General features: G+C 72.3%; 16 protein-coding genes and 1 pseudogene. 9 read left to right on the top strand and 8 right to left on the bottom strand.

Annotated features, from left to right (window positions below):
• Positions 1-68 precede the first annotated feature (68 nt).
• The gene (locus BLW76_RS21790; RefSeq protein WP_279627736.1) at positions 69-1,466 is read right to left on the bottom strand and encodes a helix-turn-helix domain-containing protein; all 1,398 of its coding nucleotides are present in this window, start codon (positions 1,464-1,466) and stop codon (positions 69-71) included.
• Positions 1,467-2,230: 764 nt separating this feature from the next.
• On the opposite strand from BLW76_RS21790, the gene BLW76_RS21785 reads away from it, so the two are divergent.
• The 5 genes and pseudogenes from BLW76_RS21785 to BLW76_RS50790 all read left to right on the top strand — a co-directional run.
• A complete protein-coding gene (locus BLW76_RS21785; RefSeq protein ID WP_167384678.1) occupies positions 2,231-3,448 on the top strand; it encodes a cytochrome P450 in 1,218 nt (405 codons plus the stop codon).
• Complete coding sequence (locus BLW76_RS21780; RefSeq protein WP_091310277.1) at positions 3,445-4,686, top strand: cytochrome P450; 1,242 nt, start codon at positions 3,445-3,447, stop codon at positions 4,684-4,686. The genes BLW76_RS21785 and BLW76_RS21780 overlap by 4 nt, the downstream gene beginning before the upstream one ends.
• Entirely contained in the window at positions 4,683-5,903 is a 1,221-nt protein-coding gene (locus BLW76_RS21775; protein WP_091310275.1) for a cytochrome P450 family protein, read from the top strand. Before BLW76_RS21780 ends, BLW76_RS21775 begins: the two co-directional genes overlap by 4 nt.
• A 12-nt stretch (positions 5,904-5,915) precedes the next feature.
• Positions 5,916-7,292 (top strand): NDP-hexose 2,3-dehydratase family protein, encoded by a 1,377-nt coding sequence (locus tag BLW76_RS21770; RefSeq protein ID WP_091310273.1) that lies wholly within the window; start codon positions 5,916-5,918, stop codon positions 7,290-7,292.
• 13 nt (positions 7,293-7,305) lie between these two features.
• Positions 7,306-7,824, top strand: a pseudogene (locus BLW76_RS50790) (NAD-dependent epimerase/dehydratase family protein); the annotation flags it as partial.
• Positions 7,825-8,100: 276 nt separating this feature from the next.
• Here BLW76_RS50790 and BLW76_RS21760 read toward each other — a convergent pair.
• On the bottom strand, positions 8,101-9,216 hold the full coding sequence (locus tag BLW76_RS21760) for a glycosyltransferase (protein WP_167384677.1): 1,116 nt from the start codon (positions 9,214-9,216) through the stop codon (positions 8,101-8,103).
• 259 nt (positions 9,217-9,475) lie between these two features.
• On the opposite strand from BLW76_RS21760, the gene BLW76_RS21755 reads away from it, so the two are divergent.
• The 3 genes from BLW76_RS21755 to BLW76_RS21745 are packed head-to-tail and all read left to right on the top strand — an operon-like array spanning position 9,476 to position 12,028.
• Complete coding sequence (locus BLW76_RS21755; RefSeq protein WP_167384676.1) at positions 9,476-10,219, top strand: SDR family oxidoreductase; 744 nt, start codon at positions 9,476-9,478, stop codon at positions 10,217-10,219.
• A complete protein-coding gene (locus BLW76_RS21750; RefSeq protein WP_091310266.1) occupies positions 10,206-11,786 on the top strand; it encodes a class I adenylate-forming enzyme family protein in 1,581 nt (526 codons plus the stop codon). The genes BLW76_RS21755 and BLW76_RS21750 overlap by 14 nt, the downstream gene beginning before the upstream one ends.
• A 38-nt stretch (positions 11,787-11,824) precedes the next feature.
• Complete coding sequence (locus BLW76_RS21745; protein WP_091310263.1) at positions 11,825-12,028, top strand: MbtH family protein; 204 nt, start codon at positions 11,825-11,827, stop codon at positions 12,026-12,028.
• A gap of 5 nt (positions 12,029-12,033) precedes the next feature.
• On the opposite strand, the gene BLW76_RS21740 is transcribed toward BLW76_RS21745, so the two are convergent.
• The 3 genes from BLW76_RS21740 to BLW76_RS21730 form a co-directional block, all read right to left on the bottom strand.
• Positions 12,034-13,254 carry a cytochrome P450 gene (locus BLW76_RS21740; protein WP_091310262.1) on the bottom strand — a complete coding sequence of 407 codons (1,221 nt, stop codon included), beginning with the start codon at positions 13,252-13,254 and terminating at the stop codon, positions 12,034-12,036.
• Positions 13,255-13,325: 71 nt separating this feature from the next.
• On the bottom strand, positions 13,326-13,736 hold the full coding sequence (locus tag BLW76_RS21735) for a MarR family winged helix-turn-helix transcriptional regulator (RefSeq protein WP_091310259.1): 411 nt from the start codon (positions 13,734-13,736) through the stop codon (positions 13,326-13,328).
• Positions 13,737-14,137: 401 nt separating this feature from the next.
• Positions 14,138-15,445: an MFS transporter gene (locus BLW76_RS21730; protein ID WP_244170259.1), complete on the bottom strand. Its 1,308-nt coding sequence runs from the start codon at positions 15,443-15,445 to the stop codon at positions 14,138-14,140.
• Positions 15,446-15,568: 123 nt separating this feature from the next.
• On the opposite strand from BLW76_RS21730, the gene BLW76_RS21725 reads away from it, so the two are divergent.
• Entirely contained in the window at positions 15,569-16,063 is a 495-nt protein-coding gene (locus tag BLW76_RS21725) for a MarR family winged helix-turn-helix transcriptional regulator (protein ID WP_244170258.1), read from the top strand.
• Here the strand turns inward: BLW76_RS21725 and BLW76_RS21720 are convergent.
• From BLW76_RS21720 to BLW76_RS21710, 3 genes are read right to left on the bottom strand one after another with little or no spacing between them, the layout of a single operon-like run.
• Complete coding sequence (locus BLW76_RS21720) at positions 16,039-16,782, bottom strand: SDR family oxidoreductase (protein ID WP_091310255.1); 744 nt, start codon at positions 16,780-16,782, stop codon at positions 16,039-16,041. The genes BLW76_RS21725 and BLW76_RS21720 overlap by 25 nt on opposite strands.
• Positions 16,779-18,002, bottom strand: a complete 1,224-nt coding sequence (locus BLW76_RS21715; RefSeq protein WP_091310252.1) for a cytochrome P450 — start codon at positions 18,000-18,002, stop codon at positions 16,779-16,781. The genes BLW76_RS21720 and BLW76_RS21715 overlap by 4 nt, the downstream gene beginning before the upstream one ends.
• On the bottom strand, positions 17,999-19,744 hold the full coding sequence (locus BLW76_RS21710; RefSeq protein ID WP_091310250.1) for a non-ribosomal peptide synthetase: 1,746 nt from the start codon (positions 19,742-19,744) through the stop codon (positions 17,999-18,001). Before BLW76_RS21710 ends, BLW76_RS21715 begins: the two co-directional genes overlap by 4 nt.
• Positions 19,745-19,851 lie beyond the last annotated feature (107 nt).

Below are 19,851 nucleotides of genomic sequence, written 5' to 3'. Positions count from 1 at the left end.
CCGCCCTCCGGCACGACACCGTCCGGCACGACGGCGTCACGCCGCCGCCGTGCCGGACGGCCTCCGGCTCACACCTTGGCGCCCACCACCGTCGTGGCGCGCTGGCGGACGTGCTCCAGGTCCGCCAGGGGGTCGCTCGTCTCCGACACGCTCACCGCGAACGCCCGCACGAACGGGTTGATCCGGAACGCCGCCGGGCGGGCCGCGTCGTGGTGGACCTCGATGATCTGCCACTCCATCAGGTACTCGATCATGTGCTCGGCGGTGTCGACCGAGGTGCCGAGGACGGCCGCGGCCATGTCCACTGTGAACTCCTCGGCGTGGATGTGCGACAGGGCGCACAACGCGCGCTGGGCGTCCGGGGACAGCTCGTCGTACAGGGCGTAGAACCGGCCGCTGAAGTCCATGCGGCAGGCGCCGATCAGGTCCTTCCGGGTCTGCGGGTTGATCAGCGCCGTGAACATCCGGTGCAGTGTCCAATGTGGATTGCGCAGCAGCTTGCCGCTCACCCACTGCAGGGCCAGCGGGAGCCCGCCGCACAACGTCGCCAGCCCGATCGCCGCGTCGTACTCGGCGCGGACGCGCTGCTCGCCGAGGGCCGCGGCGAGCAGGGCCACCGACAGGCCGGCCGACAGCGGCTCGACCACCACCGTCGGCAGGCCCGCCTGCGCGGGGAACCGGCGGCGGCACACCGCGATCACCGCGCTGGCGCTGACCCCCGGCAGGACCGCGCGCACCTGGGCTTCGCTGACCACTTTGTCCAGCACGATGAGGAGCCGGCGGCTGGCCAGGAAGCTGCGCAGCGTGGCGGCCGCGGATTCGAGGCCGGCGCCGTCCTCCACGACCGGCGCGCCGACCGACCGGGACAACCGCCGCACGACGTCGAGCGGGAGCATCGCCGGCTGGCCGTCGGGGCTGAGGTCGATGAACAGCTGCCCGTCCGGGAACAGGTGCCGCCACTTGTAGGCCGCGTGCACCGCGGCCGTCGTCTTGCCCACCCACGGCGACCCGATGACCAGCGCGGTGTTGCCGTTGGCCGGCGCCACCGTCTCGGCCGCGGCCACGGACTGCAGGAAGTCGTCGAGCACCGGGTACTCCGGCAGCGTGGTGTGCAGGCCCGGCAACCTCGGCGGCAGCTCGCAGATCCGGCCCGGCTCCCCCGGCTCGGAGCGGGCCGCGTCGTGGCCGCACGGCACCACGCCGGGCACCGCGTGCGGCAGCGCCACCTGCAACGTGGACTTCCGGGCGACCTGGACCAGCCGCGCGGTGTCGTGCTCGTCCAGGCGCATCCCGCTGGCCAGCAGCTCCACCGTCTTGCGTTGCGGACGGCGGGTCCGGCCCCGCTCGAGGTCGCTGATCGCCCGCACGCTGATGCCGGACGCCTCCGCCAGTTCTTCCTGCGTGACACCGGATTTGATGCGCAATCTCCGTAATTCAACCCTGAATGACTCGCTTGATTCGAACACAAAGCCCCCAGTGACTTTCCCCGCCGGTCCGCTCGCGCACGAAACCCGCGCGCGAACGAACCGCGAGTACTGTTGATCGGCGACCGCGCAATTCCGGACGACGCCGGCCGCGATCACCGATGGCACACACACCGCCACCCGACGAAGTGCGTGATCCGATCAATTCAGTTGAAGCTGAATTTTCACCCCAGTTACCAACCCCCAGTTTTCACTTGTACCACCGTACCGCGATCTGCCTGCCCGCAGATGACGTTGTGGAATTCCCCTGGCCGGCACCCCGCAGCCGACGCGACGAAGGGTCAGGCAGCGGTCGGCGACCGATCCCGGAGCCCGGTGCCGGCCGCGAGCCGGAACCCGGCGGCACACGAAGAGGAGACCGGAGACCTGTCCCGTTCACCGGGCAACCCCGCAGGGCGGGCGCACAACTCGGGGGCATCGGGCGGCGCAAGCCGACGCTCGGTCTCCATAGGCGCACCCTCGGAGGGTCTCGTTCGGAAGATATGAGTTTGTCTATCAACGCGTCTGACACGTTGTCAAGGCACAAATGTCAGGTACGTCCGTTTCATCCGGGTTCGTCCGACCGGCCGCCCGCGCACCGGAAGGAAGGCAGGCGGAAGGGGACGCCGAAACCGCCGGAATACTGCAGCCGTTCTCTCAGGTGTCCGGCCCGTGACGAGCCAATAAGGTCGGCGGTGTCGTCGAGTTCGAGTTCTTTTCCCGTCCGCCCACTCGAGGTGACCATGCCGAAAACAGACGCTCCCGCATTGTTCAGCGAAGAATTCACCGCAAATCCGTACCCCACGTACCGGGCCCTGCGCGAGAACGAGCCGGTGGTCTGCAAGCGGTACGCCGGCGAGCGCATGCAGGTGTGGTTCGTCTCCCGCTACGAAGACGTCCGCGCGGCGTTCCGCGACCCGCGGTTCCGCAAGAGCCGCGAGTCGGTGTCGACGGGCGGGCTGGCCAAGGGCCGTGGGAACCCCGAGCTGGCCGCGTTCCACCGGACGCTGATCATGCTCGACCCGCCGGAGCACACCACGCTGCGCAGGCTCGTGGCCAAGGAGTTCAGCCCGCGCCGGATCCGGGCGATGGCGGACAAGGCCGCGGCCTACGCCGACCAGCTCGTCGCCGGGTTCCGGCCGGCCGGGAAGGCGGAGCTCATCGGCGATCTCGCCGTTCCGCTGTGCTACCACATCATCGGCGGCATGCTCGGCTCCCGGCCCGAAGAGGACTGGCCCGGGTTCGACTGGGACCGGCTGCGGGTCCTCGGCAACCGGCTGACCACACCGGACAACAGCGCGACGACACTCGACTACGACGCCATCAAGTTCGAGATCAAGGCACTGGTCGAAATCCTCATCGACCGGCGCCGCGAAAACCCCGGCCCGGACGTGTTCAGCGCCCTGATCGCCGCCACCGACCGCGGCGAGCTGACCCCCGACCAGCTCTTCGGCCTGGTGGTCACCCTCGTGCTCGGCGGCATGGACACCACGGCCGCCTTCCTCGGCAACGCCCTCCTCGCGCTGCTGCTCTCCCCCGACCAGCTGGAGCTGCTGCGGTCCCGGCCGGAGCTGATGGACAACGCGGTGGAGGAGCTGCTGCGGTTCGACGGCGCCATGCAGACCGCGTCGTTCCGGTTCACCAGCGAAGACGTCGAGCTCGGCGGCACGGTGATCCCCCGCGGCGCGGTGGTCGCGCTGGCACTGGCCGCGGCCAACCGCGATCCCGGCCGGTTCCCCGACCCCGACCGGCTGGACATCACCCGGGACGCCACCCACCACGTCGCGCTCGGGCACGGCATCCACAACTGCCTCGGCGCCGAACTCGGCCGGATGCTGACCAGGATCACCCTGGAGACCGTGCTGCGCCGGCTCCCCGGCCTGGCGCTCGCCGCGCTTCCCGACACCCTCGACTGGCGGCCCGGCATCCTGCTGCGCGCCGTCCGCGAACTGCCCGTCACCTTCACCGACGAGGAAAGCCGATGACCCAGCAGGACGCGGCGCCCGAGCTCTTCAGCCCCGAGTTCGTGGCCTGCCCGCACGCCACCTACGAGCACATGCGCGAGAGCGAAGGCGTCTCCCAGCGCTTCTACCCTGGCGGGCTGAACCGGCTCTGGTTCCTCACGCGCTACGACGACGTGCGCACGGCCCTGATCGACCCCGACCTGGTCAAGGACCGCAGCTCGGTCACCGAGGGCTCGCTCGCGGCGCACCAGCTGATGGACCCGGAGCTGAAACCGTTCCACCGCAACCTGTCCATGCTCGACCCGCCCGACCACACCCGGCTGCGCCGCGTGATCGCGAAGAACATGACCCCGCGGCAGGCACGCTCCCGGCAGGAACCCGCGGAGCGGCTCGCCGACGAGCTGATCGACAAGTTCGCCGCCGACGGCGAAGCGGAGCTGATCGAGGGGTACGCCTCGCCGCTGGCCGACGGGATCATCGGCGAGCTGGTCGGCGTGCACGTGCTGCCGTCCGCCGACTGGGCGCGGCTGCGCGAGCTCGGCCGCAACCTGACCAGCCCGAGCTACCAGCACCATTCGGCGGACTTCGACCGCATCAAGTACGAGATCCGCGACCTCGTGCTCGAAGTGATCCGGTTGCGGCGCGAGCAGCTGGGCGACGACGTGATCAGCGACCTCGTCCGGGCGCGCGACCGCGAGGAGATGACCGAGCAGGAGCTGCTGGCCATGGTCGTCACCATGGTCCTGTCCGGAGTGGACTCGGTCACCGCCTTCCTGGGGACCGCGCTGCACTCGCTGCTCACCCACCCCGACCAGCTGGAGCTGCTGCGGGCCCGGCCGGAGCTGATGGACAACGCCGTCAACGAGCTGCTGCGGTACGACAGCGGCACCCAGACGGCGACGTTCCGCTTCGCCGCGAAGGACCTGCAGTACGGCGACACCGTGATCCCCCGGGGCGCCGTGGTGTGCCCGGTGCTCACCTCCGCGCACCGGGATCCCCGGCACTACGCCGAACCCGAGCGGCTCGACGTCACCCGGCAGGGCGAGCTCAACATCGCGTTCGGCATCGGCACGCACAACTGCCTCGGCCAGAAGATCGGGCAGCTGGTGAGCACCGTCGGCCTCGCGGCCGTGGTGCGCCGGCTGCCCGGCCTGCGGCTGGCCGTCGACCCGGGCGAGCTGCGCTGGCGGCCGGGGTTGCTGCTGCGCTCGGTCTACGAGCTGCCGGTCCGGTTCGACGCGAAGGGAGCACTCGGATGACGGACATCGCGGGCAGCAGCCCCGTTTCGGAGATGTTCACGGCGGACTTCCGGCGCGATCCCTACCCCACCTACGCCCGGTTGCGCGAGTCCGGCGCGGCCTGCCCGGTGACGGCGCCGCACGGGTTCCCGGCCTACGTCGTCACCCGCTACGAGGACGCCCGTGCCGCGCTCGCCGATCCCCGGCTCAGCAAGGACATGTACGGCGCCTGGGAGGCCTACGTCGCCATCTTCGGCGACAGCTCGGTGCACCTCGACGACAACATGATCAACTCCGACGGGGCCAAGCACACGAGGCTGCGCCGGCTGGTCAACCTCGCCTTCACCCCGCGCCGGGTCGAAGCGCTCCGGCCGCGGGTGCAGGCGATCACCGACGAGCTGCTGGACCGCATTGCCCCCGGCGTCCCGGTCGACCTGATGGCCGCGTTCGGCTTCCCCCTGCCGATCACGGTGATCTGCGAGCTGCTCGGGGTGCCGGAAGCGGACCGGGCGGACGTCCAGCGGTGGTCGGCGACGGTGGCGCACACCGGGTTCGACGAGGAGTCCACCCGCGCCCAGCAGGAAGCCGAAGGCAAGCTGCACGAGTTCCTGGTGGACCTGATCGCCCGCAAGCGCGCCGAACGCGGCGACGACCTGCTCGGCTCGCTGGTGAGCGCCCGCGACGACGACCGGCTCGACGAGCGGGAGCTCGTGTCGTCGGCCTGGCTGCTGCTGTTCGCCGGCCACGAGACCACCGGCAACCTCATCGGCAACTCGGTCTTCCACCTGCTGCAACGCCCGGACCGGCTGGCCGAGCTGCGCGCCCGGCCCGAGCTGCTCCCCCAGGCCGTCGAGGAGCTGCTGCGCTTCGACGGACCGGCCGAGAACGCCACCTTCCGGTACGCCACCGAGGAGCTGCGCATCGGCGACCAGGTGATCCCCCGGGGTGCGCTGGTGCAGATCGCGATCGCCGCGGCCAACCGGGACCCGGCCCGCTTCCCCGACCCGGACACCGTCGACTTCGGCCGGAACAACAGCGGCCACCTCGGGTTCGGCCACGGGGCGCACTACTGCCTCGGCGCCTCGCTGGCCCGGATGGAGGCGCAGATCGCGCTGGCGACGCTGTTCGCCCGCTTCCCGGGGATCCAGCTCGCGGTGCCGCCCGAGCAGGTGCCCTGGCTCGGGGTGGAGATCCCCGCCTTCCGCGGGCTCGCCGAACTGCCGGTCCTGCCGGCGTAGACGGAGGATCGCATGCCGACAGCCACGTCCACCGGACTGCTGCGCCACACCGACGCCTCGCTGCCCGCCCGCGTCGCCGAGTCCGCCGCGGCGGCCGACGGCGTCCTGACGCACCGGGAAGTGCTGGCGTGGCTGGAGAACCGGCGGCCGCACCACGCCCAGCGGGTCCGGCGGATCGCGTTCGACGAGCTGGCCGGCTGGGGTTTCGACCCGGCCACCGGCGACCTCGCCCACACGAGCGGCCGGTTCTTCTCGGTGGCGGGGCTGCGGGTGCGCAGCGACTTCGGGCCCGTGCGCGAGTGGTCCCAGCCGATCATCCACCAGCCGGAGATCGGCATCCTGGGCATCGCCGTGCGCGAGATCGGCGGCGTGCTGCACTTCCTGATGCAGGCCAAGGCGGAACCGGGCAACCCGAACGGGGTGCAGCTCGCGCCGACGGTCCAGGCCACCCGCAGCAACTACACCCGGGTGCACGGCGGCCGGGCGGTGCCCTACCTCGAGCACTTCGCCGCGGCCGATCCGCGGCACGTCATCGCCGACGTCCTGCAGTCCGAGCAGGGCGCCTGGTTCTACCGCAAGCGCAACCGGAACATGGTCGTGGCGGTCGGCCCCGAGGTCGAAGCGGGCGACGACTTCCGCTGGCTCACCCTGGGGCAGCTGCACCGGCTGCTGCACCTGGACAACGTGGTCAACATGGACGCCCGCACGGTGCTGTCGTGCCTGCCGGCGGTGGTCGACCCCGCCGCCGGGAGCCTGCACACCACGGCCGAGGTGCTCAGCTGGATCACCCGGATGCGCACCGAGCACGAGCTGGTCACCGAACGGGTGCCGCTGCGCGAAATCGAGCGCTGGCACCGCACGGACACCGCGATCGCGCACGAGTCGGGCCGGTTCTTCAGCGTCGTGGCCGTGGACGTGCAGGCCGGCTGCCGCGAAGTGGCCTCGTGGCAGCAGCCGTTGCTCGAGCCGCACGGCACCGGCATCGTCGCGCTGCTGGTCAAGCGCTTCGACGGGGTGCTGCACGCCCTGATCAACGCGCGGGTCGAGCCCGGCTACCTGGACGTCGTCGAGCTGGCGCCCACGGTGCAGTGCGTCCCGGAGAACTACCGGCACCTGCCCGCCGGCAGCATGCCGCCCTACGTCGACCTGGTGCGCAGCCGGCGACCGGAGCGAACCTGGTTCGACGTCGAGCTCTCCGAGGAGGGCGGCCGGTTCCACGACGCCCGCAGCCGGTACGTGATCCTCGAGGTGGACGAGGGGTTCCCGGTCCGCCCGGACGGCCAGTTCCAGTGGCTGACGCCGAGCCAGCTGACCGTGCTGCTGCAGCACCGCCACTACCTCAACGTCCAGGCCCGGACGCTGGTCGCGGCGCTGCGGGCGCTGACGTGAGCCCGCGGCCGCGATGCAGGTGATCGGGGGCGGGTTCCTGGCCGGGCACCTGCGCGGGCACTTCGGCGACCGGCACCCGGGCGTGACCGCGATCGCGGCCGGGGTGTCGAGCACGATCGTCGACGCGGCGGCCGAGTTCGACCGCGAAGCCGAGCTGGTGTACCGCGTCGCGCTCGACTGCCGGAACCGCGGCCGGCTGGCGGTGTTCTTCTCGACGGCGTCGCCGGCGCTGTACGGCGAGCGGTCCGCGGGCACCGAGGGGGGCCCGGTGTTCCCCGCCTCGGTGTACGGCCGCCACAAGCTGGCGCTGGAGGCGGTGCTGGCGGCCAGCGGGGCCGGCTGGCTGACCCTGCGGCTGAGCAACCTCGTCGGCCGCGGCCAGCGCGAACACCAGCTGCTGCCGACGCTGGTCAGCCAGGTGCGGTCCGGCTCGGTGCTGGTGCGCCGCGGCGTGACCCGGGACCTGGTGGACGTCCGCCACGTCCTCGCGGCGCTCGACGGCCTGCTGCGCGCGGGGGTGCGCGACACCGTCGTGAACGTGGCTTCCGGCGTGCCGGTCCCGGTGGAGCGCATCATCGACGGCATCGAGCGCCGGCTCGGCACGACGGCGGACCGGCAGGTGGTGCACCGGCCGGCGAGCACGGCCGCGGTCAGCCTGGACCGGTTGCGCCGGCTCCTGCCCGAAGTGGACGGTTACGGGTTCGGGCCGGGCTATCTGTCCACAGTGCTCGATCGGTACGTCCCGGTCCCCCAGGTGAACGGCCTCTCCGGCGGGCCGGCGGTGAAGGTCTCCACCGCCGGCCGGGGCTCACGCCGTGGTCAGCGCCGTCACGTCTTCGGCGACGGCGGCCGGGCTCGGCCGGGCCGCGTTCTCCGCCGCCAGCCGCCGCGAGACTTCGCGGAGTCCGCCGTCGGCCACCAGGCGGGCCACGGCGGCGCCGATCTGCGCCGGATCCTCGGTGGTCCGGGACAAGCCGAGGCCCGCACCGACCTCCGTGATCCGCTCCGCGTTGCGGAACTGGTCACCGAAGTGCGGGACAACCAGCTGGGGCACGCCGCACGTCACCGCCGTCATGAGGCTGCCCATGCCGCCGTGGTGGACGATCGCCGCGCACGTCGGCAGCAGCGCGGCCAGCGGCACCCAGTCCGCGCGCACGCCGCCGGGCAGGTCGCCGAGCACCGGCCGGTCCTTCGGGTCGATCGCGATGACCACCTCGTGGCCGAGGTCGAGGAACCCGTCCAGGAGCCGCCGCCAGAGCGGGGCGACCTCCGGTTCGCGCCGCGGCAGCATCGTGCCCAGCGTGAGGCACACCCGAGGCCCGCCACCGGCAAGCCGGCCGGGGACGTCGGCCGGCTGGTGGGGGACGTACCGCATCGGTGTCACCGGCGTCGTGGCCGGGAACTGCAGGCCGGCCGGGCAGATGTCGATCGTCCGCACCGGCGGGGCCAGTGGCGCCAGGCCGGCGGCCGCCAGGGATTCGGCGGCGGAGCGCAGGATGCCCTCGGGCGGGAACAGCCCCCAGAAGTGCCGCACCCACGGCACCCCGGCCTCGCTCGCGGCGGCCGGGCCGGCGAGCTCCATGGGCTCGGACACCACCAGATCCGGCCGCCACCGCTCGACGAGCCGCCGGACCGCGGGCAGCGCCCGGACGGCCGCCTCGCCGCACCGGCGTCCGCTGCCTTCGGCCGCCCGTTGCGGATCGAACCGGCCGAAGGGCGCGCCGGTGGGCGGTTTCAGCAACGTCGACAGGTCACTCGGGGGCAGGACGGCGGTGGCCGGCAGGCCCGCATTCCGGACGACCGGCGCGAAAGCTTCGTCACTGGCGAAGAGCACAGTGTGCCCGGCCGCCCGCACCGCCTGGGCCAGCGGCACCATCGGGAACAGGTGGCCGACGCCGGACAGGGTGGTGAACAGTACTCGCAACGGTGGACTCCTCAGATCGGCGTAGCCGCTTTTTTCGCACACCTCTGTGTCCAGGATGCCGAGCCGGAGACATTTCCGGCCGGCGATTCCGGGTATCTGCCGGGAAACTGCCGGTGGCCGGCGCATTGTTTCCACCGGAACCGCATGGCCCGATTCGCGCAGCCTTGTCTAGCCTCGACCGGAAAGCACGGTTCGGCAGGCGATCGGACGGGAAGACGGCCATGCGACGCAATTCTCGGCAGCCGGTGGACGGCACCCGGTGAACCGGGTCGCCGTCATCGCGGGCGCGAGCGACGCCGGCGCGGCGGCCGCGGTCCGGCTCGCCCGCGGCGGCTTCGACGTCGCCCTGGTCGACACCGATCCCACCGGGTTCGGGGAAACCGCCCGCCAGGTGTCGGAAACCGGCCGGCAGTGCCTCGCCCTCGAAGCGGACTGCGCCGACACCACGTCGTTCGAGCGCGCGATCCGCGCGATCGGGTCCGGACTCGGCAGCCCGGCGGTCCTCGTCACCGGCGTCCCGCTCGGGGTCCGGGCCGAGCGATCGCCCTTCCTCGAGCACCACGTCGGCACGGTCCGGCGGCGGCTGCGCACCCTGTTCGTCTGCAGCCGGGCCACCACCACGCCCATGGCGCGCCGGAAGTGGGGCCGGGTCATCAACGTCGGACTGGCCACGGAAACCGGGGCCGACGGGTGGCGGGACGCGCAAACCGTGCTGGCCGGCCTGATCGGGTTCACCAGGACCCTGGCCGTCGAGCTGGCCGCGTTCGGCATCACCGCGAACTACGTCGCGCCGCTGGCGTGCGCCCCCAACCCCCGCCCGCGGCTGCGCACGGCAGGCGACGACGCCGAGCCCTACGCGGCGGGGGTGGCGCACGTGGCGGAATTCCTGGCCGACGACCGCGCGAGCGCGATCACCGGCCAGGGCACCTACGTCGCGGGCCGGCCGGACCGGCCGCGGCTCCAGACCTCCAACGGGAAGCGGGACAGCCATGTCAGCCACTAGGCCGCCGACCGCCGGGCACTACGTCGCGCGCATCCTCGGCGCGCTGGCCGCGGACAGCTACCGGCCGGTCGTCCGCTGGCGGGACGAGACGTTCACCGCCGACGAGCTGCGGTACGCGGTGCTGCGGGTCGCGTCGGCGTTGCACGAAGCCGGCGCCGGGCCCGGGGACACGGTCGCGATCCTGACCGCGGTGAACAGCCCGTGGATGCTCGTCGCGCGGTACGCCGCGCACCTGCTCGGGGCCACCGTCGTGCACATCAGCGGCGCCAACCACGGGACGGTGACGCACGAGCTGCCGGTCGCGGCCCGGGCCCGGATGATCCGGGAGACCGGCGCGTCGTTCGTGGTGTTCGACGACGCGAACGCCGAGCGGATCCGGAAGATCGCGGACCTGCTCACCGAAGCGCCGCACCTGTGCGGGGTGGGCCGGCCGATCCGCGACACGGTGACGGTGGACGGCAGGCCGCTCGGCCACGTCCGCCTGGACTTCGAGCCCCGGGTGCCCGAGTGCTCCACGGTGATCTACACCAGCGGCAGCACGGGCCGCCCCAAAGGCGTCTTCAAGCCCTTCGCCGCGTGGAACGACCTCGTGCTCTCCGGCGCGGACGAGCCGAAGCACTTCCTCGTGGTGAGCGCGGCCAGCCACACCGGCGGCGTCCTGGCCGACATGGCGATCGCGTCCGGCGGCAGCGTGCTGCTGCGAGAGCGGTTCGAACCGGAATCGTTCCTGCGCGACATCGAAAAGTGGCGCATCACCGACACGTTCATCGGCGTGCCGCTGCTCTACGAGCTCGCCTGCCACCCCGGCGTCCGCTCGGCGGACCTCTCGTCCCTGCGGAGCCTCCTGTACGGCGGCTGCCCGGCGTCGCCGGAACGCGTCGAGCAGGCGCTCGCCGTCTTCCCCGGCGTCCTGCACTACGCGTACGGGACGACGGAGGCCGGCCCGATCGCCATGCTGACCGCCGACGGCCACCGCGAGCCCGCGCTGCGGACGACCGTCGGCCGGCCACGGCCCGACATCACCGTCGTCATCCGCGATCCGGCGACCGGCCGCGCGGTCCCGGCCGGCGAGATCGGCGAGGTGACCGTGCGCAGCCCGTACGCCATGCGGGGCTACGCGGCCGATCCGGAGCTGACGGACGCGGTGCTGCGCGACAGCTGGGTGCACACCGGGGACTACGGCAGCTTCGACGCCGGCGGGTACCTGCGGCTGTTCGGCCGGATGCACGACGTGGTCAAGGTGCACGACACCAAGGTCGCGCCGACGGAGGTCGAAAAGGTGCTCGTGGGCCACCCGGGGGTCGTCGACGCGTGCGTGTACGGCCACCGCCGCGCGGACCTGGTCGAGGAGCTGCACGCCGGGGTGGTGCTGGCCGCGGACGGCCCGCCCGGCTTCGCGGCCCTGCGGGAGCACGTGGCCCGGCACATGACGCCGACGCACGCGCCGGTCAAGTTCGTGCGCTGGCGCCGGTTCCCGGTCAGCACCGCGGGCAAGGTCGACCGCGTCGCGGTGCGCCGGGCCAATGCCCTCGTCGCGGTCGAGGACGAGGGCCTGGTCGGCGCGTAGCCGCGGGCACATCTTCTGTCGGTGGGAAAGGAAAACCTGTGGGAACCAACCCGTTCGAAGACGCGGCCGGAAGCTACTTCGTCCTGGTGAACGCCGTGGACGAGCACGCGCTGTGGCCGGCGTCCGTCCCGGTCCCGGCCGGCTGGCGGATCGTGGCCGGGCCGGCCGGACGGCAGTCCGCGCTCGGTCACGTCGAGCGGAACTGGACCGGTCGGCCGGCCACGGTCCACGCCCGGGAGTAGCCGGCTCAGGCCGTGCGGACCGGCACGGCCCGCAGCCCGCGGATCTCGCCGATGGCCCGCCACCGCAGGTCCTCCGGCGCGCACGCCAGTTCCAGCACCGGGAAGCGGTCGAGCAGCAACCGGAGGAAGACGGCGACTTCGACGCGCGCGAGGTGGCTGCCGAGGCAGCGGTGGATGCCGCGGCTGTAGGCGAGCTGGCCGTGGTCGGGGCGCGTGATGTCGAACCGGTCGGGGTCGGCGAACCGCGCGGGGTCCCGGTTCGCCGCGGTCAGCGACGAGATCACGGCGTCACCCCGTTCGATCGCGGCTTCGCCGTAGGCCAGGTCTTCCGCGGCGAAGGCCAGCACGGAGGTGAACGGCGCCTCGATGCGCCCGAACTCCTCGACCGCCGAAGGGATGTACCCGCGGTTTCCGCGGAGCAGGGCGAGCTGGCCGGGGTGGGTCAGCAGGGCGGCCAGCCCGCTGCCGATCACGTTCCCCGTGGTCAGGTAGCCGGCCACGACGATGTTGACCAGCAGGGAAACCAGCTCGTACCCGGCGACCTCGTCCGTCGCCGGCACGGCTTCGACGAGCTTGCTGGTCAGGTCTTCGCCGGGTCGCCGTCGCTGTTGCGCGATGAGGTCGACGAGGTAGTCGCGCAAGGAGTGCAACGCGATGCGGTGGGCGCGGAACCTGTCGCCGTCGGTGTCCTCGGCGAGCAGGCCGGCGGTGATCCGCACCAGCTCGACGTCGTCGCCGCGCGGCGTGCCGAGGATGTCCCCGATGACGGCCAGCGGCAGGCGGTAGGCGATCCGCGGGACGACGTCCCATTCCGGCGTCCCGCCGAGCTCTTCGACGAGCGGCGCGACCACCGCCTCGATCCGGCCGGCGAGCCCGTCGATCCGGTGGCTGGTGAAGGCAGGCTGGACGAGCGCGCGCAGCCGCGTGTGTTCCGGCGGGTCGACGGTGTCGAGAACGCTGGGCGGCACGAAGTCCCGGCCGGCCACGCCGCCCGGGGTCCCCTGCCGGATCGGGTCCACCTCCCCCGGCACGTTCCGCACCAGCCGCGGGTCGGCGAGCGACTCCCGGACGAGGTCGTACCCGGTGAGCAGCCACGCGTCGAACCCGAACGCGGTTTTCACCCGTGCGACCGGGGAGTCACGCCGGAGCGCGGCGAGGGCGGGATAGGGGTTCTGCAGGAATTCCGGATCGGACAGATCGGCCTTGATTTCGACGGATTCCACCATGCCGTCATCATGAGCATGATTTGTTTCGCCAGGCAACAGGAATGGCGATTGGTGCGGATTTTCTGCCGGTTTTATTTTTCGGGCTCGGGAAAGCGGCCGGCGACGTGGTCGCGCAGCCGGTCGAGCACGTCGAGCAGGGTGGCGCGTTCGGCGTCGGTGAGGATGCCGAAGGTCACCTCGGCGTGCGCGTCGTGCAGGGCCTTGATCTCCCCGAGGTGCTCGTGGCCCTTCGCAGTGATCTCGAGCCGGATCGACCGGCGGTCGCCCGGATCGTCGACCCGCTTGAGCAGTCCCTCCTCTTCCAGACCGTCGACGAGCGACGTGATCGAGCGGCCGGTGACGCCGAGCCTGTCCTTGAGCTCCCCCATCCGCGGAGTACCCGCCTCGTCGACGGCGAGCATCAGCAGCACCCGCGAGGTCGACCAGCCGCGCTGCTGGTAGGGCTGGCCGGCGAAGCGGCGCAATGCGTGCGTGGTGCGCATCAACGCATCCGCCAGCTGCGCCCCGGACGGAGGATTTTTGCTCGACACGCGTTCAGGCTACACGCAATCCGGATTGACGAAAGTAAAGCTATCCGGGTTGTAAGTGGTGCCCGGGAATACGGTCCCGCGCGCCGCTCGGCACCCCCGGGGGAGTCAGGCACCGAGCGGCGCCGGCCACCCCACCGGGCGGCCGCCACCCCGACCGGCCACGGCCGGCTCGGGAGGTCATCGGGTGTCGTTCGCAGGGTGATCGAGGGATGGCGGCGGGGTCGCCGATGCACTGAACGAGTCGTTCATGACGTCCGGCGTCATGAACGACTCGTTCATGACGTTCGAACCCGCTGCCACGCCCAGCCGGCACCTGCAGCACGACTGCGCAAGACTTTGCCAGCCCCGCCCGGTCAAGGCCTGCCAGGTCCGCCCGGTCCAGGCCCACCAGGGCCACCGGGCCCGCCCGGCCCACCCGGTCCCCCAGGCCCACCGAACGGCCCCCCAGGCCCGCGCGTCCCGTCATCCGGCGCGCGCTTCACCCTCCGCACGTCCGCACTCGCCAGCACCATCGCCGTGGTCACCACGATCGCGCCACTCGCGAACCACAGCGTCCGGCCGAGCCCCAGATGGTCCGCCGCCGGGCCTGCGCCTGCCGCGCCGAGCGGCGTCAGCCCGAACGAACACAATGCCTCGTACGCCGCGATGCGGGAGAACTTCTCGTGGGGGATCTCCTGGCGGAGGGTGGTCATCCAGTTGACCGTGAACACCTCCACGCCGACTCCACCCAGCAGCGCGGCCGCGCAGATCACCAGAAGCGGCGCTCCCGCCGCGAAAGCCGCGAGCGGCAACGCCAGCAGCAGAGCTCCGCAGACCCCCGAGACCAGCAGCCGCTGCGGGCGGAGGCGGACCATCAGCAAGCCGCCCAGGATCATGCCCACCGCGTCGCACGACAGGATGAAGCCCCAGTCGCTCGCGCCGCCGAGCCGGCGGTCCGATGCCACCGCGCCGAGCACCGTGAACGCGCCGACGCCGAGGGCGTTGACGATGCCGAACTGCACCGTCACCGTCCACAGCCAGCGCCTGCTGGAGAACTCCGTCCAGCCTTCGCGCAGCTCGGTGATCATGCCTTCCCGCTTGCGCAGCTTCCCCTCCGCCTGCATCGCGAAGGCGAGCAACGACGTCAGGGCGAACGTCGCCGAGTCGATCGCCAGCACCCAGCCCGGGCCGAAGGCGGACACCAGCACACCGCCGAGTGCCGCGCCGGCGACCTGGGCGCCGTTGAGGCCGGTCCGGAAGATGGCGAACGCCTTGCTGGCGTGCTCCCGGTCGACGCTGCGCATCAGCAGGCCTTCGGTGGCGGGCATGCGGAACGCCATCGCGAGGCCGTTGGCGGCGGAGAACGCCACCAGCTCCCAGAGCTTGATCGAATCGAGGAACACGACCAGCGCGAACAACCCCTGCGCGACCGTGCTGACCACGTTCGTGGCGACGATGACGAGGTGCCGCGGCAGGCGGTCGGCCACGACGCCGCCGATCACGAAGAACAGCACCGCGGGCACCGTGCCCGCCGCGGACACCAGGCCGACGGCGGTGCCCGAGCCGCCGGTGTCGAGGATCGCGAACGCCATCGCGACCGGCGCGGCGGACGTGCCCAGTGCCGAGATGATCGCGCCCGCCATCTGCAACTTGTAGTTGCGGCTGAACCACGACTTCTTCACCGGAGAGACGGTCCCCGGCGGGCCCGTGCTCGTCCCCGTTGCTTCCATGCACGCACTCCTGAAATTAGTTTCAATCCGGACAGAGTAGTTTGTGCCTGTCAGGATTACCGGTATGGTGAGGGGGTGTCAAGCGACAAACCGCCGACCGGGGCCCAGCTGGGTGACGCGCTGATGCGCACCACGCACGCGTTGCGCCGCTTCGCCGGGCAGCCGTACCAGCAGCGGGGCTGGTCCCCGTCGCGCGTCCTGCTGATGCTCGCCGTCCAGGAGGCCGGGAACCCGCGGATGGGTGACCTCAAGGACCGCCTCGGCGTCACCGGCCGGTCGATCACGTCCCTGGTGGACGGGGTCGAGGAGGAAGGCCTGCTGCAGCGGGTCGGCGACCCCGGTGACCGCCGGTCGACCCGGCTCGAGATCACCGCGAAGGGCCGGGAACACCTCGGCGAGATCAAGGCCCTGCACGAGGCACACGCCGAGCTGACCTTCGGCATCCTCACCGACGCCGAGCGCGCCACCCTGCTCGACGTGCTCGCCCGGCTGCGCGAGCACGTCGCGGGCCGGCTGGGCCCCTTCAGCTCACCCGGACCCGGCGATCACCGGTCGCCTCCCGTCGCGTAGACCGTCTGCCCGGTGACGTAGCCCGCGCCCGGGCCGGCGAGGAACGCCACGACACCGGCGATGTCCGCGGCCGAGCCGACGCGCCCGAGCGCGGTTGCCGCCCCCGCGCGGTCGAGGAACGCCTGCCGGTCGACGGCGAGCCGGTCGGCCAGCTCGGCCACCATCGCCGTCGCGACGAAGCCCGGCGCCACGGCGTTCACCGTGACGCCGAACGGGCCGAGCTCCGCGGCGAGCGCCCGGGTGAAGCCCGTGACGGCGGCCTTCGCGGTCGCGTAGTTCGCCTGGCCCGCGTTGCCGTCCGCGGCGACGGAGCTGAAGTTGACGATGTGGCCGCGCCGCCGCCGCTTCATGCGTTCGCTGACGACGCGCGAGCAGCGGATCGTGCCGCCGAGGTTGACGTCGACCGCGGTGTCCCACTCCTCGTCGGTCATGGTCAGCAGCAACCGGTCGCGGGTGACGCCGGCGCAGTTCACCAGCACGTCGACGGGCCCGGACTCGCGCTCCGCCCGGTTCACCGTGCTCGTCACCTGGCCGGCCGAAGTGACGTCGCAGCCGAGGCCGGTGGCGGCGCCGCCGAGCGCGCGGATCGCGGCCACCGTGCCGGCGACACCGTCCTCGTCGCGGTCGACCGCGACGACCCGGAACCCGCCGGCCGCGAGCAGTTGCGCGGTGACCGCGCCGATCCCGCCCGCAGCACCGGTCACCAGAGCCACGCTCATGCGGTGAACTTGACCGGCAGCGAGCTCATCCCGTGCAGGATGCTGGAGTAGATCCACTTCTCGTCGCCGGTCTGCTCGATCCGGGACACCAGCCGGCGCAACCCGTCGAGCACCGCCCGCACCTCCATCCGCCCGAGGTAGTGCCCGAGGCAGTAGTGCGAGCCGTAGGCGAAGGTGAAGTGGTGGTTCGGGGTCCGGGCGAGGTCGAACCGGTCCGGGCCGGCGAACACGGTCTCGTCCCGGTTGGCCGAGGAGATCCACACGCTGACGACGTCACCCGCCCGGATCTGCCGGCCACCGACCACCACGTCCGCGGTCGCCGTCCGGCCGCCGTGCAGGGACGGCACCGTCCAGCGCAGCGCCTCCTCGGTGGCGGTGGCGAGGTCGACGTCGCCGTTCTTCAGCGCCCGCCACTGGTCCGGGTTTTCGATCAGGGCCAGGATGGTGCCGGTGATCGCGTGCCGTCCGGTCTCGTCGCCGCCGATCATCAGGCCGTAGCAGTTCGCCATCAGCTCGGCCTGGTTGAGCGGCAGCCCGTCGACGTGGCAGTTGGCGAGCAAGGTGACCATGTCGTCGCCCGTGGCGCCGCGGCGCGCCTTGGCCAGCCTGCTGAAGTACAGCAGGATCTCGTTCTTGGCGACCCAGCTCTCCTCGGGCGGCTCGTCGGCGTAGTCGGAGCTCCAGGCGTGCGCGGTCAGGTCGAGCAGGTACTTGCGGTCGCCGTCGGGGATCTCCAGCAGGTCGCAGATCGCCCCGAGCGGGACGTTGGACGAGACGTCACGGGCGGCGTCGCAGTCGCCCTTTTCGAGCGCGTCCAGCAGCAGGCCGTCCACGGTCTCCTGCAGCGAATGCCCGATGAGGTCGAGCATCCGCTTGGAAAAGCCCTTCTTCAGCACCCCGCGGACCTTGTCGTGGCGGTCGCCGTCGGTCACCGCCAGCATCACCCCCGACGCCGAGTCGCCGCCGTGCAGCAGGGTGGCCAGCGCGTTGCCGTTCTCCACGCCGAAGTGCGCCTTGTCCTGGTACACCTGGTTGACGTCGGCGTACCGGGTGATCGCCCAGAACCCGCGTTGCGTGCCACGCGGGGGCTGCCAGTACACCGGGTCGTGGGTGCGCAGGTGCCGCCACACCGCGCCCAGCTCGTGCTCGGCGTGCAACGTCGGCGACGCCAGGTCGAGCTCGTCGAGCGCGGCGGGGTCGGCGATCGGTCGTGTCGTCATGGTTCGCTCCGGGCGGCGGCGGCCAGCGCCTCGAGGGTCGGGTTGTCGATCACGCTCCGCGGCGAGAGCTCCAGCCCGGCCTCCTGGGCGCGCAGGATCACGTCGATGGCGAGGATGCTGGTGCCGCCGAGCTCGAAGAAGTTGCTCCCGGCGTCGATCGGCGCGTCCCCGAAGAGCTCGCGGAAGATCAGGTAGATCGCCTTCTCGGCCGCGGTTTCCGGCGGCCGGCCCGCCGCTCCCCCGCGGACCTCCCGGTCGCGGAGCGCGGCCCGGTCGACCTTTCCGTTGGGCAGCACCGGCATCGCGTCCAACGTCGGGTATGCGGCCGGGACCATGTGGGCGGGCAGGTACCGCAGCGCGTGCGCCCGCAGCTCGTCCGCCGAAGGCGCACTGCCCCGCGCCGGGACCACGTGCACGACCAGCTGCCGGCCGGCGACCCGGTCGTCCCGGACCACGGCGGCGGCCTGGCCGACGCCCGGGTGCCGGGCCAGCACGGCCTCGACCTCGCCGAGCTCGATCCGGAACCCGCGGAGCTTGACCTGGTCGTCGACGCGGCCGTGGAACAGGAAGGCACCGTCGGCGCGGCGCGAGGCGAGGTCACCGGTGCGGTACATCCGGGCGCCCGCCGTCGAAAACGGGTCGGCGACGAACCGCTCGGCGGTCAGCGCGGGCCGGCCGAGGTACCCCCGGGCCAGGCCCGCGCCGCCGAGGTACAGCTCCCCGATTTCCCCGTCGGGCACCGGGCTCAGCTCGCCGTCGAGGACGTACACCGAGACCCCGGCGATCGGGGTGCCGATGGTCACCGGCTCGCCCGGCCGCAGCGGCCCGGTCATGGTGGCGCACACCGTGCCCTCGGTCGGCCCGTAGGCGTTGAGCACCCGGCAGTGCGGCGCCCACCGCGCGACGAGCTCCGGCGGGCACGCCTCCCCGGCGACGACCAGCGTCTCCAGCGCGGGGAAGGTGCCCGGGGTCAGCGTCGCGACCGCGGTCGGCGGCAGCACCGCGTGCGTGACGCGCCCGCCCAGCATCGCCGCCTCGAGCACCTCGCCGGCCAGCGTCGGCGCCGACGGGACGACCAGCGCGGCGCCGGTGGTGAACGCCGCCAGCAGTTCGGTCAGGAACGCGTCGAAGCTCGGCGAGGCGAACTGCAGGACCCGGCTGTCCGCGGTGACCCGCATCGCCGCGACCTTGGCGCGCGCCAGCCCGGCCAGCCCGGCGTGGGTCACCGCGACCCCCTTGGGCCGTCCCGTCGAGCCGGACGTGTGGATCACGTAGGCGAGGTTCGCCACGGACAGGGGTCCGGTGCGGTCGGCGTCGGTCAGGTCCGTGCCGGGACGCCTCTCCAGCGCCGCGGACGCCCCGTCGTCGTCGAGCACCACCACCGGCACGCCGGTTTCGGGGAGGTCCGCGGCACCGGCCCGCGTCGTGCACACCACCACGGGTGCGGCGTCGGTCAGCATCGGGGCGATCCGCTCGGCCGGGTAGGAGACGTCGACGGGCAGGAAGGCGGCCCCGGCCTTGGCCACGGCCAGCACCCCCGTCACCATCTCCGCCGACCGCGGCAGCGCCAGCGCCACCACGCGTTCGGGGCCGGCACCGTGGTCGGCCAGCAGCCGGGCCAGCCGGTTCGCCCGGGTGTTCACCTCGTCGTAGGAAAGGACTTCGCCGCCGGCGACCAGCGCGGTCCCGCGCCGGTGCCGCCGCACCGTGTGCTCCCACAATGCGTGCAGGGTGCGGGGCACACCCTCGTTCGCCAATTGCCCGACTGCCGATCGACGAAAGTCGTGGGCAGTGCTCGCCTCGTCTTTCGATACCGTCACGCGCCAAAGCCAATCACCGCGCGGAGACC

The sequence above is a fragment of the Amycolatopsis tolypomycina genome (assembly GCF_900105945.1).
In the GTDB taxonomy this organism is placed as follows: domain Bacteria; phylum Actinomycetota; class Actinomycetes; order Mycobacteriales; family Pseudonocardiaceae; genus Amycolatopsis; species Amycolatopsis tolypomycina.
Note: the sequence above shows the minus strand (reverse complement) of the source record. Positions and strands in the feature narration are given on the sequence as shown.

What these genes read in the sequence shown, in the direction of transcription:
- BLW76_RS21780 (WP_091310277.1), top strand. Translation starts at nt 3,445, where the DNA reads ATGACCCAGCAGGACGCGGCGCCCGAGCTCTTCAGCCCCGAGTTCGTG.
- BLW76_RS21775 (WP_091310275.1), top strand. Translation starts at nt 4,683, where the DNA reads ATGACGGACATCGCGGGCAGCAGCCCCGTTTCGGAGATGTTCACGGCG.
- BLW76_RS21770 (WP_091310273.1), top strand. Translation starts at nt 5,916, where the DNA reads ATGCCGACAGCCACGTCCACCGGACTGCTGCGCCACACCGACGCCTCG.
- BLW76_RS21750 (WP_091310266.1), top strand. Translation starts at nt 10,206, where the DNA reads ATGTCAGCCACTAGGCCGCCGACCGCCGGGCACTACGTCGCGCGCATC.
- BLW76_RS21740 (WP_091310262.1), bottom strand. Translation starts at nt 13,254, where the DNA reads ATGGTGGAATCCGTCGAAATCAAGGCCGATCTGTCCGATCCGGAATTC.
- BLW76_RS21735 (WP_091310259.1), bottom strand. Translation starts at nt 13,736, where the DNA reads ATGCGCACCACGCACGCATTGCGCCGCTTCGCCGGCCAGCCCTACCAG.
- BLW76_RS21720 (WP_091310255.1), bottom strand. Translation starts at nt 16,782, where the DNA reads ATGAGCGTGGCTCTGGTGACCGGTGCTGCGGGCGGGATCGGCGCGGTC.
- BLW76_RS21715 (WP_091310252.1), bottom strand. Translation starts at nt 18,002, where the DNA reads ATGACGACACGACCGATCGCCGACCCCGCCGCGCTCGACGAGCTCGAC.